Origin of the sequence: uncultured Aquimarina sp., from assembly GCF_947492405.1 — a bacterium.
Classification (GTDB): domain Bacteria; phylum Bacteroidota; class Bacteroidia; order Flavobacteriales; family Flavobacteriaceae; genus Aquimarina.
In genome coordinates this window covers 82,058-101,030 of the sequence record NZ_CANLMP010000002.1, presented here as the reverse complement: position 1 = coordinate 101,030, position 18,973 = coordinate 82,058, and the positions used below count along the sequence as shown (strand labels likewise).

Annotated in this window: 24 protein-coding genes; 11 read left to right on the top strand and 13 right to left on the bottom strand. The window is 32.5% G+C overall.

Annotated features, from left to right (window positions below):
- Positions 1-213 precede the first annotated feature (213 nt).
- From Q0829_RS06825 to Q0829_RS06790, 8 genes are all read left to right on the top strand, one after another.
- Complete coding sequence (locus Q0829_RS06825; RefSeq protein ID WP_298541411.1) at positions 214-1,050, top strand: universal stress protein; 837 nt, start codon at positions 214-216, stop codon at positions 1,048-1,050.
- A gap of 23 nt (positions 1,051-1,073) precedes the next feature.
- Positions 1,074-2,495 (top strand): cardiolipin synthase, encoded by a 1,422-nt coding sequence (gene cls / locus Q0829_RS06820; RefSeq protein ID WP_298541410.1) that lies wholly within the window; start codon positions 1,074-1,076, stop codon positions 2,493-2,495.
- 13 nt (positions 2,496-2,508) lie between these two features.
- Entirely contained in the window at positions 2,509-3,288 is a 780-nt protein-coding gene (locus Q0829_RS06815) for a patatin-like phospholipase family protein (RefSeq protein WP_298541409.1), read from the top strand.
- An 8-nt stretch (positions 3,289-3,296) separates the two neighbouring features.
- Positions 3,297-3,929 (top strand): Crp/Fnr family transcriptional regulator, encoded by a 633-nt coding sequence (locus Q0829_RS06810; protein ID WP_298541408.1) that lies wholly within the window; start codon positions 3,297-3,299, stop codon positions 3,927-3,929.
- 424 nt (positions 3,930-4,353) lie between these two features.
- Positions 4,354-5,151, top strand: coding sequence for a sulfite exporter TauE/SafE family protein (locus tag Q0829_RS06805; protein ID WP_298541406.1), 798 nt, complete (start codon positions 4,354-4,356; stop codon positions 5,149-5,151).
- 128 nt (positions 5,152-5,279) lie between these two features.
- Positions 5,280-6,692: a rhodanese-like domain-containing protein gene (locus Q0829_RS06800; protein WP_298541404.1), complete on the top strand. Its 1,413-nt coding sequence runs from the start codon at positions 5,280-5,282 to the stop codon at positions 6,690-6,692.
- A 3-nt stretch (positions 6,693-6,695) separates the two neighbouring features.
- Positions 6,696-7,139, top strand: coding sequence for a rhodanese-like domain-containing protein (locus tag Q0829_RS06795; protein WP_298541403.1), 444 nt, complete (start codon positions 6,696-6,698; stop codon positions 7,137-7,139).
- 49 nt (positions 7,140-7,188) lie between these two features.
- Positions 7,189-7,863 (top strand): Crp/Fnr family transcriptional regulator, encoded by a 675-nt coding sequence (locus Q0829_RS06790; protein ID WP_298541401.1) that lies wholly within the window; start codon positions 7,189-7,191, stop codon positions 7,861-7,863.
- A 138-nt stretch (positions 7,864-8,001) separates the two neighbouring features.
- Here Q0829_RS06790 and Q0829_RS06785 read toward each other — a convergent pair whose 3' ends face one another.
- Positions 8,002-8,673 carry a bifunctional 2-polyprenyl-6-hydroxyphenol methylase/3-demethylubiquinol 3-O-methyltransferase UbiG gene (locus Q0829_RS06785; RefSeq protein ID WP_298541399.1) on the bottom strand — a complete coding sequence of 224 codons (672 nt, stop codon included), beginning with the start codon at positions 8,671-8,673 and terminating at the stop codon, positions 8,002-8,004.
- Positions 8,674-8,911: 238 nt separating this feature from the next.
- On the opposite strand from Q0829_RS06785, the gene Q0829_RS06780 reads away from it, so the two are divergent.
- From Q0829_RS06780 to Q0829_RS06770, 3 genes are all read left to right on the top strand, one after another.
- The gene (locus tag Q0829_RS06780) at positions 8,912-9,115 is read left to right on the top strand and encodes a DUF2892 domain-containing protein (RefSeq protein ID WP_298541398.1); all 204 of its coding nucleotides are present in this window, start codon (positions 8,912-8,914) and stop codon (positions 9,113-9,115) included.
- A 118-nt stretch (positions 9,116-9,233) separates the two neighbouring features.
- Positions 9,234-9,791, top strand: coding sequence for a YeeE/YedE thiosulfate transporter family protein (locus tag Q0829_RS06775; protein ID WP_366892811.1), 558 nt, complete (start codon positions 9,234-9,236; stop codon positions 9,789-9,791).
- Positions 9,792-9,794: 3 nt separating this feature from the next.
- Entirely contained in the window at positions 9,795-10,208 is a 414-nt protein-coding gene (locus Q0829_RS06770) for a DUF6691 family protein (protein WP_298541397.1), read from the top strand.
- On the opposite strand, the gene Q0829_RS06765 is transcribed toward Q0829_RS06770, so the two are convergent.
- From Q0829_RS06765 to Q0829_RS06710, 12 genes are all read right to left on the bottom strand, one after another.
- On the bottom strand, positions 10,197-11,219 hold the full coding sequence (locus Q0829_RS06765; protein ID WP_366892809.1) for a 2-hydroxyacid dehydrogenase: 1,023 nt from the start codon (positions 11,217-11,219) through the stop codon (positions 10,197-10,199). The genes Q0829_RS06770 and Q0829_RS06765 overlap by 12 nt on opposite strands.
- Positions 11,182-11,853: a hypothetical protein gene (locus Q0829_RS06760; protein WP_298541396.1), complete on the bottom strand. Its 672-nt coding sequence runs from the start codon at positions 11,851-11,853 to the stop codon at positions 11,182-11,184. The genes Q0829_RS06765 and Q0829_RS06760 overlap by 38 nt, the downstream gene beginning before the upstream one ends.
- Positions 11,846-12,274 carry a hypothetical protein gene (locus Q0829_RS06755; RefSeq protein ID WP_298541394.1) on the bottom strand — a complete coding sequence of 143 codons (429 nt, stop codon included), beginning with the start codon at positions 12,272-12,274 and terminating at the stop codon, positions 11,846-11,848. Before Q0829_RS06755 ends, Q0829_RS06760 begins: the two co-directional genes overlap by 8 nt.
- Positions 12,275-12,370: 96 nt before the next feature.
- On the bottom strand, positions 12,371-12,814 hold the full coding sequence (locus tag Q0829_RS06750) for a hypothetical protein (RefSeq protein ID WP_298541393.1): 444 nt from the start codon (positions 12,812-12,814) through the stop codon (positions 12,371-12,373).
- 149 nt (positions 12,815-12,963) lie between these two features.
- Positions 12,964-13,407 (bottom strand): Hsp20/alpha crystallin family protein, encoded by a 444-nt coding sequence (locus tag Q0829_RS06745; protein ID WP_298541392.1) that lies wholly within the window; start codon positions 13,405-13,407, stop codon positions 12,964-12,966.
- Between the two features lie 93 nt (positions 13,408-13,500).
- Positions 13,501-13,914, bottom strand: coding sequence for a hypothetical protein (locus tag Q0829_RS06740; protein WP_298541391.1), 414 nt, complete (start codon positions 13,912-13,914; stop codon positions 13,501-13,503).
- A gap of 65 nt (positions 13,915-13,979) precedes the next feature.
- Complete coding sequence (locus Q0829_RS06735) at positions 13,980-14,381, bottom strand: hypothetical protein (protein ID WP_298541389.1); 402 nt, start codon at positions 14,379-14,381, stop codon at positions 13,980-13,982.
- Between the two features lie 11 nt (positions 14,382-14,392).
- Positions 14,393-15,244: a universal stress protein gene (locus Q0829_RS06730; protein ID WP_298541388.1), complete on the bottom strand. Its 852-nt coding sequence runs from the start codon at positions 15,242-15,244 to the stop codon at positions 14,393-14,395.
- A 67-nt stretch (positions 15,245-15,311) separates the two neighbouring features.
- Positions 15,312-16,160 carry a universal stress protein gene (locus tag Q0829_RS06725; RefSeq protein WP_298541387.1) on the bottom strand — a complete coding sequence of 283 codons (849 nt, stop codon included), beginning with the start codon at positions 16,158-16,160 and terminating at the stop codon, positions 15,312-15,314.
- A 126-nt stretch (positions 16,161-16,286) separates the two neighbouring features.
- Positions 16,287-17,138: a universal stress protein gene (locus Q0829_RS06720; protein ID WP_298541386.1), complete on the bottom strand. Its 852-nt coding sequence runs from the start codon at positions 17,136-17,138 to the stop codon at positions 16,287-16,289.
- 44 nt (positions 17,139-17,182) lie between these two features.
- On the bottom strand, positions 17,183-18,100 hold the full coding sequence (locus Q0829_RS06715; protein ID WP_298541385.1) for a universal stress protein: 918 nt from the start codon (positions 18,098-18,100) through the stop codon (positions 17,183-17,185).
- Between the two features lie 12 nt (positions 18,101-18,112).
- On the bottom strand, positions 18,113-18,961 hold the full coding sequence (locus tag Q0829_RS06710; protein ID WP_298541384.1) for a universal stress protein: 849 nt from the start codon (positions 18,959-18,961) through the stop codon (positions 18,113-18,115).
- Positions 18,962-18,973: the final 12 nt, after the last annotated feature.

The following is an 18,973-nucleotide window of genomic DNA, read 5'->3' as shown; positions in this document are numbered from 1 at the left end:
GTTTCTAGTAAAAAGTTCAATAAAACGACGATTAAAATATATTCTAAGATTATTAGCGATTTTACTTGTATTTTATTTAATAGGAGTTACAAGAACAAAATAGCTTACTTTGGATCAACCAAGGTTCTCATCATATCTATAAAACCAAGCTGACAAATATCATAGTTCCTCCACTGCAGCTACAGTATTTTTATGGTATTAAATCATCAGATCATGAAAAACATCCTGCTTCCTACCGACTTTTCAGAAAATGCAAGAAATGCGATTAATTATGCGCTGGAATTCTTTAAGAATGAACTCTGCACATTTCACGTACTGAATGTACAGAAAGCTTCTAATTATATGATGGATGATCTCATGGCTGCACCAGCCAATACATCGATCCATCAATCGGTTATACAGGGATCCAAAGAAAAACTGAGCACACTCATAGAGGCGCTAAAAGAAGAAATTGAGCATGAAAATTATACCTTTCATGCAAGTACGGATTATGATGTTTTTACTGATGCGATTAAACAAGCAGTAAAATCAAAAGATATTGATCTTATCGTTATGGGCACTAATGGGGCTACAGGTGCCAGAGAAGTTGTTTTTGGTAGTAATACGCTTAATGTAATACGTAAGGTAGATTGTCCGGTACTAGTGATCCCACAAGGATATATTTTTGAAAATATAAAAAACGTACAATATACTATTGATTATAATGATTACTTTAGTACGGAGAACATTGAACCCTTAATGGATACATTAGTCAAGTATAAAGCATCTTTAAGAATCCTAAAAATAAAAGAAGACGATACGGTTACCGTTGCTGAGTTTGATGATAAAAAGCATTTAAAAGACTTTTTTAAAGATATTAATCATACCTTTCATTCTATTACCAATGTGCCTACGCCATTAGCGATCGATAGTTTTGTACAAATTATGAATGTAGATATGAACGCTATGTTTATCCATAGGGAAACCTTTTTGGAACGCTTTTTTCAGGGTTCAGAAACTTCTAAGATAAGTTATGGCACCAGGGTTCCGTTGCTGATTATGCATAATTGATGCTTTAAAAAATTTGTCATAAAATGCTGTATGCTGCTTTTCTTATCCTGTATTTTTTAGCAGGAATAGTAATTGTTATTAAACTTATATTGTATGGCATGCGTCCCACCAAAACCTTGGCTTGGATGCTGGCTATTTTTACAATTCCTGTTGGCGGAATGTTGTTCTATTTGCTGTTAGGAAGAAACCGAAGAAAAAATAAACTATTTCAGTTAAAAAGAACCGATGAAATTATTGCCTATTTAGAAAAAGCAGAAAGTCATTACGAACCTGTAACAGAAGAGGAATATCAGGAACATGAAAAGTTAATCAAGCTCATTACCATGAACTGCAGTTTTGCACCTAGCGCAGGAAATCAGCTGAGGCTTCTAAAAAATGGTGATGCTACATTTAAGGCAATATTCGAAAGTTTACAAAAAGCGGAACACTTTATTCATCTACAGTATTATATTTTTGAAGATGGCCATTTGGCAGAAGGGCTGTTCGAACTTTTTGAACAAAAGGTAAAAGAAGGTGTTCAGATCCGTATTCTCTATGATGGAATCGGTAGCAGATCCTTAAGCAAAAAGTATATCCGAAAACTTCAGAAAGCAGGAGTGGAGATCTATAGTTTTTTACCGGTTAAGTTTGGTAAATTTTTATCATCTATAAATTATAGAAATCATCGTAAAATTATTGTGATAGATAATAAAATAGCTTTTACCGGTGGGATCAATGTTTCTGATAAGTACGTAAAAGGGGATCCTAATTTAGGAATCTGGCATGATATGCATTTACAGTTAGAAGGTCCTGTTGTACATAGTTTACAGGCAATTTTTGTAATGGATTGGTATCTGATCAGTAATCACGAAGATATTTTAAGCCCATCTTATTTTACAACCTATAGAAAAGTGGGTAATATGACTGCCCAAACCGTTCATAGTGGTCCGGATGAAGATTTTTCTGCTACGATGCAATTATATTTTTCATTGATTAACGAAGCAAAAGATTATGTATATATCGCTAATCCATATATCATTCCTGGAGAAGCAATTCTGGAAGCTTTAAAAGTAGCTGCATTAAGTGGAGTAGAAGTCAGGCTACTTCTTTCGGATAAATCAGATAATAGTATTGTAAGATGGTGTGTAAGATCTTATTTTGAGAGATTATTACAAGCTGGAGTTAAAATTTATTTGTTTTCTAATGGTTTTGTACATAGCAAAACGATTGTTGCTGATGATACAGTTTCTTCTGTAGGTACTGCTAATCTTGATATCAGAAGTTTTGAGCAAAATTATGAAGTAAATGTGGCGGTATATGATGATGCGTTTGCCATGGAACTGAAAAATGATTTTTTAAGGGATTGTGAACAGAGTATTCAGTTAGACTATGCTACTTTTGTAAAGAGACCTTGGATAGAAAAGCTAAAAGAAGGAGTAGCTAAAATTTTTAGTCCGGTTTTGTAGAAAAACAAGTGTAATGGAAGCATCAAAAAATATAGGTTTGGTACTCTCCGGAGGAGGATTTAAAGGAGTAGCACATTTAGGAGCTATAAAAGCACTGGAAGAAGCAGGGATACATCCCAATTTTGTTTCTGGAACAAGTGCAGGAGCCATTGTAGGCGCTTTATACGCCGGTGGTTATGCTATAGAAGAAATCAAGAAGTTTTTTAGTAAAACACCATTGTTTAAACTAAATAGATTTACCAGAAAAAAAGCTGGGTTTTTGGATTCAGAGAAGTTTTTTGATGATCTGATAACCTACTTTCCTAAAAACACTTTCGAAAGTCTGGAGAAAAAATTGTTTGTAACAGCTACGGATCTGGTAGAAGGGACTACTATGGTTTTTAGTACAGGAGAACTGATAAGACCGATATTAGCTTCTGCTGCTTTTCCTGGAATGTTTTCTCCGGTAAAAATAAACAGACAGCTATATTCTGATGGAGGGATTTTAGATAACTTTCCGATAGAGCCCTTACAGAAACAGTGCGATATAATTATAGGGATCGATGTTACGCCTATAAAAAAGCCTAAAATTTCGGATTTTAAACATTCCTATAATGTGATGCAACGAGCATACTACTTACGTGCGATGCCTAATTCTGAAACAAAATTTAAGCACTGTGATCTTATCATTCAACCAAGGGAACTGGCAAATCACGGAATTTTTAGCAGTGGTAATCTGGATAAAATATTCGATGTTGGATATCAGGAAGCAAAACAACAATTAGCAGTATATTTTGAGAATCAAAAACAGTAATAAGAATTATGATTCAAGAACTTAAGAATAGTTACGGGCATCTTTTTGAAAATGAGCTATTAGAAGAAATTAATAACGTTGCTATGTTTAAGGAAGTTTCTGAAGGTATTGAACTCATAAAACCAGGAAGTTATATCAAATCGATGCCGCTTATTATTAGTGGGGCGATTAAAATTTTAAGAGAAGATCATGATGGTGATGAACTGTTACTTTACTTTCTGGAAAGAGGAGATACCTGTGCGATGACATTGTCGTGTTGTATCGGTCATCATAAAAGTGAGATCAAAGCAATTGCAGAAACGGATGCTAAATTGATTATGATTCCTGTCGGAAAAATGGAAGAATGGACCGCCAAGTATAAATCGTGGAGAAATTTTGTTTTCGAAAGTTACCATAAACGACTTATGGAAGCTATTGAAACCATTGATAGCATTGCTTTTCTAAAAATGGATGAACGATTACTGAAATATCTAAAGGATAAAACCAAAGTTAATAATGAAAATGTAGTGAATAATACCCATCAGGAAATTGCCTATGACTTACACACTTCTCGGGTGGTGATATCCAGATTACTTAAAAAATTAGAAGTAGAAGGAAAGATAAAACTAAACCGCAATAGTATTGAAATTATAAATCTTTGAAGCTGAGGTATAAATTTGACAATGTCTCTTAGTTAAGAATTATAGTTGTCAGTCTGAGTCATCCAATAAAATTTTATCCAGTGTTTAAGCTAAAATTCGTTGTGTCTGTAGTTTCTGCTTCCTCCTTTGAAGGAGGATCGAGGAGGATGTTTTTAAAGAAACACCCATCCCAACCTTCCCTCAAGAGAAGGGGTCAGTGTAACATTCTGAAATTGAAAATCAATAGCTGATTATTACTAAAGAAATATATTTAATTACTATTGAAAATATATTCAAGCCTACATTTCGACAAGCTCAATATAACACACCGGAATCTAAAATAAATTATAATTTTTTTATACAATCGTTCTAATTTTTAAGAGCTCTGTAACCAATGTTACTGTGACCACCCTAACCTGAGATTATTTTTACCAAAAAATAATTGATGGAAGTAACAGAAGTTCTAGGATATTTTGGAGCATTGACCATAGGGATTGTATTAGGTTTAATCGGTGGTGGTGGCTCTATACTTACAGTACCTGTTTTTGTGTACCTAATGCATATCAATCCTGTTACTGCCACCGCGTATTCATTATTTGTTGTAGGATCTTCAGCCTTAGTTGGAGCAGTTAGCAACCTAAGAAAAGGATTGATTAGCTTCAGAACTGCCATTATATTTTCTATTCCTGCTTTTATTGCGGTGTATTTAACGAGAAAATTTTTAGTTCCTATAATACCCAACGAACTTTTTTCCATAGTTGATTTTACCATTACCAAAGATATTGGGATCATGGCATTTTTTGCAATCATCATGTTAATGGCTTCTATTTCTATGATAAAAAATAGAAAAGAAACAACAGAAAAAGAAGAGACAGTATCCTACAATTATCCATTGATTGTAATAGAAGGTATTGTAGTAGGAACGTTAACCGGAATTGTTGGAGCAGGAGGCGGGTTTTTAATAATTCCGGCATTGGTTTTATTCGCAAGATTACCCATGAAAAAAGCAGTTGCAACATCATTATTAATTATTGCAATTAAGTCATTAATTGGATTTTTAGGAGATATAGGAAATTTAGCTATTGATTGGAGTTTTCTAATAGTATTTACAGGAATTTCTATTATCGGAATTTTTATAGGAATGTACCTGTCTAATTTTATAGAAGGCGAAAAACTAAAAAAAGGATTCGGTTGGTTTGTTTTAGGGATGGGGATTTATATACTTATCAAGGAATTGACATAACCTTAATTTTGATTTTGTATTTTGTAACAATTGTTACTGTAAAAAGATAATAGGAGTCGTATTTTTGGAGCTCAATAATAGAAACAGTGGACTTCCATTTATGAGAAGTACAATAGAAAATAAAACAGATGAAGATAGAACAAATATATACAGGATGTCTTGCACAAGGCGCTTATTATATAGAAAGTGCGGGAGAGGTGGCGATTATAGATCCTCTGAGAGAAGTAAAGCCATATATAGAAAGAACTAAGAATGATGGAGCGAAAATCAAATATATTTTCGAAACACATTTTCATGCTGATTTTGTAAGTGGTCATGTAACACTGGCTAAAGAAACTGGCGCAGAGATTATTTATGGACCAAATGCTAATCCATCTTTTGAAGCTACAATTGCAACAGATGGACAGGAGTTTATCGTAGGAGATCTTACAATAATAGCACTACATACGCCAGGTCATACGATGGAAAGTACCACCTATTTGCTAAGAGATAAAAATGGTAAAGATCACGCTATTTTTAGTGGAGATACATTGTTTTTAGGTGATGTAGGACGCCCTGATTTGGCGCAAAAAGCTGCTCATATGACACAGGAAGAACTAGCTGAAACATTGTTCGACAGTTTGAGGAATAAAATTATGCCTTTGGCCGATGAGGTAATCGTATATCCAGCGCACGGAGCAGGTTCTGCTTGTGGTAAAAATATGATGAAAGAAACCGTAGACACTTTAGGAAACCAGAAGCGAATGAATTATGCGTTACGTGCTGATATGACTAAAGAAGAATTTGTAAAAGAAGTGACAGAAGGTTTATTACCACCTCCACAGTATTTCCCTTTAAATGTGAAGATGAATAAAGAAGGGTATGAAGATATCAACGAAGTCCTAGAAAGAGGAACTAAACCATTATCACCGGAAGAATTCGAAATATTGGCTAATGAAACAGGCGCGATTGTATTGGATGTAAGACATCAAAGTGAGTACATAAAAGGACATATTCCCAGATCTATATTTATTGGAATCCAAGGAGGTTTTGCTCCCTGGGTAGGTGCTTTGATTGCTGATGTAGAACAGCCTATTTTATTGGTAACTCCAGAAGGTAAAGAGGAAGAAACAATTACCAGATTATCTCGTGTAGGATTTGATAAAACACTAGGATATCTAAAAGGAGGAATAGAAGCCTGGAAAAACGCAGGGAAAGAGTATGATACAATATCATCAATAACAGCAAAGGAACTTAAAAATAAACTTGATACAGAAGAGACAGCAGTTTTTGATGTAAGAAAAGAAAGTGAATTTGTTGCAGAACATCTGGATACGGCTAATAACTCACCACTGGATTTTATCAATGATTATATGAACGATTTCCCAGAAGGTAAATCATTCTATATACACTGTGCTGGTGGATATAGATCTGTAATTGCGGCATCTATATTAAAAAGTAGAGGTATACATAATCTTATTGATGTTGCAGGTGGTTTTTCTGCAATGAAAGAAGCTGGAATAGAAACTACGGCCTATGTATGCCCAAGTACATTAAAATAAAATATGATATACCTAGTAAATTCCAAATTAATAAAATGTATTCTGTGTTTAGTTCTTTTATTATTTAGTTTTTCCGGTGCTTTTTCTCAACAAATTTCTGGAAATGAAAAATCCAATACTACAATAGAGAATGATAAAATTATCATTGTAGATATTCATACGATAAATGAAAAAGTAATACATAAAGATGTTCAGCTTGTGGATATTCGAACTCTTAAAGAGTATAATGCTGGATATATTGATGATGCAATTAATATTAGTGTTGCGGACAAAGAAAAATTTATTCTAGATTTTCAGAAATTAGATAAAGAAAAACCTGTGTATATCTATTGTTATTCTGGTTGGAGAAGTCACCGAGCAGCTAAGTTGCTAGTTACTTTAGGTTTTAAAAAAATATATGATTTTAAAGGAGGATATAAAGCCTGGAATGAGAACCCAAAAAGATAGTCTGAGATAGAGATAAATTATTGATTAAATTAGTAAAAAATAGTTCCTATTGATCTCAAAAGCGCTAGATACGTATTTCCCAAAGTTGGCAACAATGCCAGCATTAAAAGCAGAACTTGTTGCGATTAGTAGTATTCATACATTTGACGCTGGAACAATAATTTTAAAACAAGGATCGTATATAAAGGTAATTCCATTACTTATTTCGGGGCTAGCAAAAGTCTTTAAAGAAGAACAAGCTAATGGAAATGAAGTTTTATTATATTATATAAAACCTGGAGAAAGTTGTGTGATGTCTGTAACCACTTTAATAAAGAATGAAACAAGTAAGGTAAAGGCAGTTATCGAAGAAGATTCTGAAGTAGTAATTATCCCAGCAGATAAAGCACTGGCCATCGCAAAAAAATATCCCAAGTGGAACGAATTTATTTATGATCTTTTTAATCTTAAATTCGAAGAATTATTAAATGTCATAGAAATACTAACATTTTCTAATAAGGATATAAGGCTATTAGAATATCTAAAAAAAGAGGCTAAGCTAAAAGGTCGTAATACACTAAATACTACACACCAACATATCGCTTATGATTTAGGCTCTTCTAGAGAAGTGATATCCCGATTACTCAAAAAACTAGAACAAGAAGGCTTTATACTTTTAAGACAAGGTGTTATTGAACTGATTGATAAAGGTTATACCAGTTCTGATTTAAAATTACACAAATAAAATACAGCTATTTTTTGGTTAGGCAAAAAAGAAAGTGCAAGCATAGCCTTAGCTATGATTAAATTTTATTTTGAAGCATCAACGAAAAAGAGTAAATTTTAGCGGGTAATTTTAAGTGAGAAATGGTATTAATCTTATTTAACCATTCTTCTGAAGTACTAAAGTAGACATAGACCTAAGGTCATGAACATTAGTAGATTTTAAAGGCTCCAAAAATGATAATTGATGCTCATCCATTATAAGAGATAGCAAATCTTTAGTCAGTAAAAATCGATCAGACTCGTCACCTAATCTATAAACACCTTCTTTTAGATGAGTTACTTTATTTTCAATTCCAATATCAGAAGTCATTCTTATAAATAAACTTCCTGTAGGTTTTAATACACGTATAAGTTCTGAAAACATAGTTCTAAAGTGATTCGTGCTTGTAGCAAAATGTAACACTGCACTACAGATAATATGATCAAAAAAAGTATCATTGTAGGGTAATTGTTCTAAAGAAGCACTACAAAACTGATCGCTCCAGTCCGGATATACAAGTTTCAAGTATTCGATCTGTTCAATTTCTTTGTCTACCGCATATACATTAAATCTATTTTTATAAAACCAATGTATATTTCTACCACTTCCGCAACCGGCATCCAGAATTTTATCATTTTGTGAATAGCGCTCTTTTAATAGTTGATCTAATATATAGATATCTATATTTCCTAGTTCATTTCTTAGCTTTTCGGTATGCATCATAAAAACAATCTTAGTTGTAACAATTGTCACATCTTTTGTTGATTCTCCTAAATAAATTTGTTTCAAGCTAATTTGAGAAAGTCAAAAATGATACTCAACTCTTTTATGAGAAACAATTGTTAATTTATTTCAAGATACTTATTTGTTAGCTGTTTGATATGTATCGATGGATAAAACCTAAAAACAAAATAATGTATGCGTATACATAAAGGATTTAAATTACTGATTGTTTGTGTTATATGTTCGGGTATTGTGGCTGGAGTAGTGCTAATTATAGAATTTTTTTAACATAAAATATAAGTATATGAAAAAGAATATGGGCGGTTTAGACCGCATTATAAGAATAGTAGTAGCCGTTGTGATTGGTACATTGTACTTTACAGGAGTTATACAAGGTACGTTGGGTTATGTGCTTTTAGGACTTTCTGTGATATTTGCACTTACCAGTTTTGTTAGTTTTTGTCCTTTATACTCGATTGTCGGGTTAAATACCTGTAAGGTTAAATAGGTTTTTTAACATTACCATTTATAATCACATTTTTTATATAGCATAATATGCTGAGTGTAACAAAAGTTACTTACTTCTTCTGAAAAATACAGGTTCTTTACAAGAAATTAGTAAACAGATGAATTGGATATATGAACCTTGGCCTTGGTATGTTTCAGGACCATTAATAACTTTAGTAATGTTTATGTTGTTAATGATCGGAAAAAAACTAGGTATGTCTTCTAACTTAAGGACGATGTGCACTATTTGTGGAGCTGGAAAAACTACTGATTTTTTTAGATTTGATTGGAAATCACAACGCTGGAATCTTGTTGTGGTTTTAGGTGTTGTTTTAGGAGGTTTTATCGCTGAAAACTATTTATCAAAAGATATTGCAGTGAATCTTAATCCAGAAACTGTTAACGATCTTCATACTAAAGGTTTTACTAGTGCAGGCGATGCGTATATGCCAGAGATGCTATTTTCTGAAGATGTTTTTACGAACCCAAAAGGCTTAATATTCCTTATTGTAGGTGGATTATTGGTAGGTTTTGGTGCTCGTTATGCAGGAGGTTGTACCTCTGGTCATGCGATTTCAGGTTTGAGTAATTTACAGTTGCCATCTCTTTTTGCTGTTGTTGGATTTTTTATTGGTGGTTTAGCGATGGTTCATTTAATATTCCCTTTAATATTTTAAAAAATGCGTACAATTATCTATTTAGTTATTGGTGTTTTTTTCGGAATTGTTTTATTTAAATCTGAAGCAGCTTCTTGGTTCAGGATTTATGAAATGTTTCAATTCGCATCTTTTCATATGTATGGAATTATTGGATCTGCTGTAGGACTTGGAATTATCGTTATTCAATTGATTAAAAGATTTAAAATGAAATCGGTTTATGGAGAGAAGATTGTAATCGCTCCAAAAGAAAAAAACTTTAGCCGTTATATCTTAGGAGGAATTATTTTTGGATTAGGTTGGGCATTGGCAGGAGCTTGTCCAGGTCCAATGTTTGTATTGGCAGGCGCAGGATATTTGCCGATTCTTATTGTAATTTTAGCCTCAATAGTAGGTACTTTTATCTATGGATTACTGAAAAATAAATTACCGCACTAATTCCATAGAAAGTTCATTTTCGGGAGTTCTATTTTGTTGCCAGCAGTCAATATTATAAAAGGTGGTTTCTGCAATATTAGTCAAGGCTTCTTTGGTTGCAAAAGCTTGATGAGGTGTAATAAGAACATTAGGTAAATCGATTAATTGTTGTAATAATGTGTCATTTGGTTTGTCTTTGGAACGATCATAGAAAAATAGACTCTGTTCATATTCATAAACATCAATTCCGTAAGCGGTAATTCTATTCCATTTTAGCGCTTCTACAATTTCCGAAGTATTCACAACGGCTCCTCTGGCAATATTGATGATAAATACCTCTCGTTTCATTAGCTGAATGAGATCAGCATCAATCATATAATGAGTTTCTGAAGTAAGAGGTACACTTAGCATAATAATATCTGATTGTTCACACAAATTTGGTAATGTCACATACTCGATATCATATTGTTTTGCAAAACCTTTGTCTGCATTAATATCCTGTGCTATAACCTTACACCCGAATCCAAGCATTATTTTAGCGATGACCTTTCCGATTTTGCCTGTTCCAATGATTCCAACTGTTTTATTATTAAGGTCAAATCCTACAAGATCGCTTAGAGAAAAATTGTAAGAAGTTACTTGTTCATTAGATAAAACCAGTTTACGATTCAATGCTAATAATAGGGCCACTGCATGTTCTGCAATAGCATTAGGGGAGTATTCTGGTACATTTGCTACTTTGATCCCTAGTTTTTGAGCAGTTTTTAGATGTATGTTGTCATAACCTGCAGAACGCAATGTGATATACTTAACACCAAAGTCTTTTAGTAGTTCCAATACCTTAGATGAAGCATCATCTGACGAAAAAATCGATACAACATTAAACCCTAAAGCAAGCATGGCTGTTTCGGAAGTAAGTCTTTCAGGGATATACTTGATCTGATATACATCCTTGTTTGCTTTTTCTAGAAAAGGGATTTCAAAATCCTTAGCGCTATATATCAATATCTTCATCGTTGATTTCTTCTTCAATGATTAAGAGTTTTTGTCCTTTTAGAGCCCAAATCAATACTTTTACATAATCTCCAACGGCTTTCCTTACATTTTCAGGCTCTGTAATATCTATAGATCCTTTCCAGATTAATTCTCTTTCCTTATCGGGGCAGATGCAATATAAAGATGTTTCTGCATGGTAGACTTCATACGCTGAATAATACCCGTCTTCGTAATAGATCTCTTGATTCTGATAATAGTCGTCTTTAAAACTTTTGAAGTCTTTATCCAAGTTTCTATAGGCTTGTGTCACAGTTACTTTTTCTTCTACCGCTAGTACTTTGGATAACAAAATGGCATCAAAACCTGCTTCCAGAAGTTTACTCTCAATAGATAGTAGCTCTTCTTCGGTTTTTGGCGATTTAGTAAATGATTTTTCAAAAAAATCAAGACTTCTTTCTGATTTTACTCCGTTCTTTTTAAGTGCTTGGGTAAGTTTCTTTTCAAATACTTTTCTCCCATCGGTGTCAGAAGTCATTCCAATCACCAATACTTTATTAGCTTCAAAACTATCAATTTCAGGATTTTTCCATACTTCGACAAGCTCACTAGACGAGCAGCTCACTAAAAATCCCGCAACTATTAAGATGATATATATGTTTAGTTTATTCATTGTTTCTTTTTATTATTTGATTAAGCCTATTTACTAGAGTATCTGTGTATTGAGATGTTTTTTCAATAATAGATTCACCAGAAATCACGTCAACATCTTTTAGAGCAATATTACTACTGCCTACAGTGGATAAAATGATAAGCTTATCTAATTGATCAGGATGATTCTTTATAAACTTTTTTACATTTCTCGGAGGACTACCATACTCCCAGGAGTTAATAAATATTAAGGCATCCCATTTTTCAAGATTCACCGTAAACAATGTATAGACATCTATTACCTTAAAATAAATGGTGTCTTTTTCATATCTTCTTAAAATCCCTTGTACTAAAGAATCCTTAAACTTACTCCCTTGAGAAGCAATTAAAACTTTTGTTTTGGCCCTTGGATCATTAACCTCAAAAGGTATTACTGTATCCATAGAATACGTATATTCATACCAAGCCCAGAATCCTAGAAACAGAACTATAAGAATGAACAGTATTTTTTTTAGTATTGGTATCAAAAGTCTGTATATCTAATTCAATAAACGTTTTTGTTTACCTTTTTTGACGATAGCTTTAATAAGGTCAAAAATTCTTCTTTTGGTTTCTTTATAACTTTCAAAATATGTACTTACTTCTACTAATAATTCCTGATGATTTTCTTTGTATTTTTTTTCTTCTTTTGGCTGATCAATACCATCTACTAATATGGTAAGTTCATTGAAGTGTCTTATTACTTTTTTTAGCAAAGGATTAATTTGTTTTCTATTAAGTGCCAGTTCATTAACTATTTCACTGCTTTTTTCAAAAGTTTTTCCTGAGATTAATTGTATGGTGTAGTTTTCTATAAGTTCCTCTAAAAAATGCTGCTCATCCTTAATAAATTTTAGCTCAGAGATCCAATTAAGAGAAGCCTCGTGCAACTCTTCCGGGCTTTTCCATTCTATATATTTGATATTTGGTTTTTTCGATTTCATCTGTTCGCATTTTATGGTTTATTTTAGAATCAGATATAAACGCTATGAAGGCTGTTAGAAATAGTGCTGTATTTATTTTATAGTATTAACACATATGAATAAAGCAGAAAATAACTTCCCCAAAATTATTTTCTGCTAATAAACTGAGATTATTCTATCTCAATTACTTTTTTAGGTTGTTCTTTCGCTTCTTCTTTTTTTAATAGATTTAGCGTAAGAACTCCATTTTCATATGTAGCTTTCACTGCTTCATTTTGATCTACACTATTAGGTAATTGTAACTTTCTATCAAAAGAGCTATAACTGAACTCTTTTCTAGTGTACTCTTTATCTTCTTCTACATCTTCCGTACTTTTTTCTGCACAGATGTGTAATACATCATCTTCCATGGTTACTTCAATATCTTTTTTTGAAAACCCCGGAACTGCTAGTTCAATTTCAAAATCATCCTTATGTTCTTTTACATTCATTGCTGGCAAATTTCTGTTTTTGACAAAAAAATCATCTGCAAAGAAATTATCAGTATCCATCCAATTAGATATGGTATCATTAAACCAAGGAAACCTGTTTCTGTTAAATTTAATTATAGACATTTTGTTTAGGTTTTAATTATTAGTGTTTACTTTAAGTGTTCTAAAAATAGAGGCTTATCGTGCTTAAAAAAATGACAATTATCAGTTTGTTGGTTATTTTTTATTGTTTTTTAGAATTCCACCCGCATAGCTAAATACTTCTGATTTTAGTTTTCTAAAGTTTCTGTAAAACGCATTAAAACGATTTTTTAACGACTTATGTTCTTCATAGTAATAATGATCACAAGAAATCGTATCACATTCGAGCATACCACCTAGTTCACTTTCGTGTTTTCGGATTTCTTCATTTAATTCTTCTATCTCTTTTTTTACGTTATTTATCTCTTGTTTGAATTCTTGCAATCGTTCAAAAAGATTAGGAGTAGTAGGTTCAAAAACATAAGAATGTAGTAATTGATTGATGAATAACACTTCATCGTCAATAAACTGTAGGCTAGACTTTGATTCTAGGGTGTCAAAATGGATATCTCTAAGATCTTTGTTTACTATGTTTATTTCGCTTGCCATGGTTTTATTTTTTAAATTTATAAAGCGAATATTATCATTTGTTGGACTAGATATCTAATTACAACTTATTTGAAATATTCACGGATCAAAGATTTTGTTTGATTCTCGGTCATACTGTCGGCTTTGAGAACAGCTTTAACTCTCTTGCCGATATCTTTGTAATTTTCTGTTAATTCTTTATTGAATTTTTCACCGGCTTCTGCGGGGCCATAAATTACAATCGTGTCTGCATTTTTTATATGAGGTATTATTTTTTTAAAATATGCTTTGAATTGATTCTTTTCGCGTTCCAGATATTTGCTATCATGAACTACATCTTGAGGGCCTCCTTTAAACCGAGTTCCTGAGCCTCCGTGAATACGATAATCTTCTATTTCAGAAAAAATCGTGGTCATGTCTTCATCATTTTCTTTTATGTCGATGATATAAGCTTTTTCCTTATCCATCCATACTCCTGTACTTTTCATAACTAGTAGATTTAATTTTTAATATCGTGAAGCGCTAATACTGGTACTCTAGAATGGTATCCTAGGTCTTTAACCATGGGGCTTGAAAATATACTTCCGAAGAAACTATGTTTTCTGTTTATAAAAGTGATCATGTCGCTATTTCTGCTTTCTACGAAAGCGCTTAGACCTCCTTTTACATCCACATTGCGCAAGATGTGAAATGTGTGCGGTATATGGTCAAAGTATTCTTTTAATAATTTTTGATTATTTGCTTGTTCATCATCCAATGTATCATCATTAGAAACGTATAAAAAGCATACAGCTGCATTAGTGATTTTTGCAATTTCGATGAGATATTGTAACTCTCTTCGTTTAACCTGCATTTTGTAATCGGTAGGGAATACAATTTCTTTTGGTTCTGTATAGATGACATCTTCTGGAATTGCCATAACTGGGCAGTTTCTAACTTTTTCCATAACCAAAACGGTATTACTACCATAGACAACATCGCTGGCATTGGTAGCTCCTTTGGTTCCCATAATAACCATTTCTATGTCTTGTTTATCAACTAGATCTTTTATAGCTTCTAATAAACTGTTAAATTGAGAGACCATAAAAAAATTATGAAGTGGATAATCATCCCTAAAAGAAAGTCGTTCTAAAATTTTACCTAACCCTTTTTCTGACTTTTCCTTGGCTTCATCATATTTTTTTTCTCCCGGTTCAGGAATCATCATACTTTCTAAAGCATAACCGGTGGCATTAAATACATTGAGTACATAGAAATCGCATTCCTCATTCTTGTAAAGTTCAATAGCGTAGCTTATAGCATTCCATGCATTTTTAGAAAAATCTGTCGGCAATAAGATCTTCTTTTTCATTAGAATAGGTTTTAAAGATTAATGATGTAAATATATTGTCCAAATCAGTTGAAAACTATGATAATTGTCAGCTAGCATCCGGTATAACTAGAAAAGGAACGGATGCATGAAATCCTAGTTTTTTGATAACGGGTTCATTTGTTATACTTTCCATTAGACTATGTCGATAATTGACCATTACCAATAAATCAATATCCAATTCATCGATAAAATCATTAATTAATCTTGCTTTTTGCCCTTCTTTTGATATCCAATGAATGCTATGTGTAAAATCCGCTAAATGATTTTTTAAAGAATGGTAATTGTGTTCCTGTATATCATCTAATTTTTCGTCTTCATGGATATGAAAGATTCTGATATTAGAGCCAAATAAAGAAGCAATATCGATTAATGGCTTTAGTTCTTGTGTTATGTAAAATCGTCTAAAATCAGATGGAAAGGCAATCTCCATAGGTTTTTCGAAATCATATTCGTCTGGCACTACCAAAACAGAACAATTATGGATTTTTTGAACTACTTTAACCGTGTTACTACCCATAAAAAGGGAAGTAGCTCCAGTGGCTCCTTTAGTACCCATAACTACCAGATCTATATTCTTCTTTTTAATAGTTTTATTAATTGTTTCTGTTAGATCTTTAGAAACAGAGATAGTTTCAAAAGTATGGTCGAGGTCTTCAGTGTCTTTAGTAATTGAATGAAATGTTTGTGTCAATCCATCGTTGGATTTGCCACTCAGTTTTTGATATAATAAATCTCCTTTGCTTGTATCCATTCTACCGGTTAATACAGGAGTATTGACTTCGAAAGTATTTAAAATATAAAATTGGCATTCGTGTTCCTGAAATAATCGGGTAGCATAAAAAAGAGCACTGTATGCATTATTTGAAAAATCTGTGGGAACAAGTATTCTTTTCATGGTTCTAAGTTTTATGATTTATACCATAAAATTATTTCCAAAATATCAGGAATACTATGACAATTCTCATATCTAAAGAGACTTGAAGGATAATGTAAGCCTTGTTTATTAAATAATAATTGTTTTTTAAATATGATCTGCTGGAATAACTAAGAAAGGAATTTTAGTATTGAATGTGACTTTCTTAATAACAGCTTCCCTGGTTAAACGCTCAATAAAACTATGTTCGTATTTGATCATCGTTAATAGATCTATTTCTAATTCTTCTATGAAAGCTTGTATTCCTTTTTCTATGGTTGAAAACTCAGGGATTACATGAAAATCAAATTTTACATTTTTAAAAAAGTTTTCCAACGTTGTAGAGTTGTAATTTTGAACGGTACTTAGTTTTGGTTCATCATAGACATGGATCATTCGCACAGTAGCATTGTTTTGTTTTGCGACATCAATAATGGGTTTAATTTCGGACTTATGGTATATTCGTTCAAAATCTGTTGCAAAAGCGATGTTTTTAATTCCTTGGAAATAAGCATCTTCAGGAATTATGAGAATAGGACAATGAAAATCATTTTCTAATACTTTCTTTACATTACTTCCCAGGAAAACCTGTTTTGATCCTGTCGTTCCTTTAGAACTCATTATGATAAGATCAAATTGATTCTTTTCCGTCATTTGTTGTAAAATCTTCTTCAAGATACCGGATTTTGATATAGTTTTGAAAGTATGATGCTCAGCAGTCTTAGAATTATTGATATCCTCTAAAGTCATTTTTAACCTCTCTTCAGATTCTACCTTAATAGATTCATAAAAATATCCAACCCTCTGCGAGCTTAATGTAGTAACTAATCTCACCGCGTTAAGATCGTATGTGTTAAGTATATGAAACTCGCAAGGAACATCGCGATATAAATCAATTGCATATACAAGTGCATTCCAGGCCCTATCAGAAAAATCAGTTGTAACGAGTATTTTTTTCATCTTTTAGCAAGTATTTATATAGGTTAAGACTATGCTCATTTTTGTTAGACTGCTAAACCTTCATCCTCTTTTTTCTTTCTCTTTTCATTAGTAGGATTAGTTTGTTGGCTAGATCCGATTCTCTTTTCTGATGGAATTACTAAAAATGGGATATTCGTGTGATAAGCTATTTGGTTTATCACCGGTTTGAATAACAAGTTTTCAAAAAATGAATGCTTATTATGCACCATTACGAGTAAGTTTATGATATTCATTTTTTGAAAATCTTCTACCGCTTCAATCACATCCATACCGTCAGCAATATGAAAAACATGAGCATTTTCTTCAAAATAAGTATCCATAAAATCTTTAGTATCTTTTTGATTTTTATCCAAAGGAATGCCATAATAAGCATTAAGTATATGAAGTCTTGATGTATGTAGATTACACATGTCCTTGATTAATGGTAGGTACCTATTAGTAGGGCTAAGATGATAATCTGTTGGAAATAATATCTCTTTGGGTTCCTCATACTCAAAACCGGAAGGGATTGCTAGAACAGGACACTTCACTTTTTTTATAGTATACATGGTATGCGTTCCTATAAAAATTTCTTTTGCTCCCGTAGCTCCTTTAGTACCCATAACTATCATATCAATGTTATAACGATCCACGGTGTCTTTAATCTCATTAATGAGCATATTAAAAGCAGAAATTCTCTCAAAACTATGTTTTGGGTTATTAAACTCCTTTTTTATTTTTTCTTCTGTGCGTTCGATATCTCTTTTTGAATTCATCATAGCAATATCTTCCAGGCCATAAGGCATGGGGTTTTCTACAAGATATCCTACGTTATAAGATACGGGTGTAAACGTATGAAGGAGATAAAATGTACATTCTTCATTCTTAAAAAATTGCATTGCATATCGTATAGCATTAAATGCATTGTCAGAAAAATCGGTAGGTAATAAGATCCGTTTCATAATTACTTTAATTTAATTTCGTTGTAAGTTTTGCATAGTTAGAAATGGTATTTTGATGTGTAGTCCAATCTTATCTATTGTCGATTGATATAGTACACACTCCAGATACGAATGCCTGGAATTTATCATAACTAACAGGTTGATGTCATTTTTTTCTACATATTGATTAATAGCAGTGGTAATATCGGTTTCATCGGTTGTATGAAAAGATAAGTCTACATCGGGTAAACACTCTTTTAAAAAGGCTTTGTTGTCTTCCTGCCGTAGCGACAGTTTTTTATATTTAGAAATATGTAAAAAATTAATAGAAGATCTAAAGCTTTTAGTCAATGTACTCAGCAATTTTAATTCTCGTCTTTTGTATGGTAACATATAATCAGTAGGAAGGAGAATGTTTTTTGGTTGCGTATACATGCAGTTTATCGGTATTGCTAATACAGGGCACTTTACATATTTGAGCACCTGTAAGGTGTTACTCCCAAAGGTAATTTTACGATCATCTGTTTGACCTCTGGTAGCCATAATTAGTATATCAATATTTTCCTGATCCACCAGATCATTAGCTTCATCTACAAGTGTTCCAAAAACCGATAAAGTTTTGTATTCGTGTCTTGGATTAGGAGAAACCTTATGCAGTACTGATAGTATTTTGGTTAGCTCTTCATCTGATTTCTTACGAACCTCTTTTTTCAATTCTTCCAAGATTATTCGAGAGACTAACGTATTATGGTCATAAACTTCGTCTGCGTATGCATGAAAGATCAAAAATTCACTCTTTTCATATTTAAATAGCTCCACAGCATATCGAATTGCGTTCATCGCATTTTCTGAAAAATCTGTAGGAATCAATATTTTTCTCATTATCCGCTATTA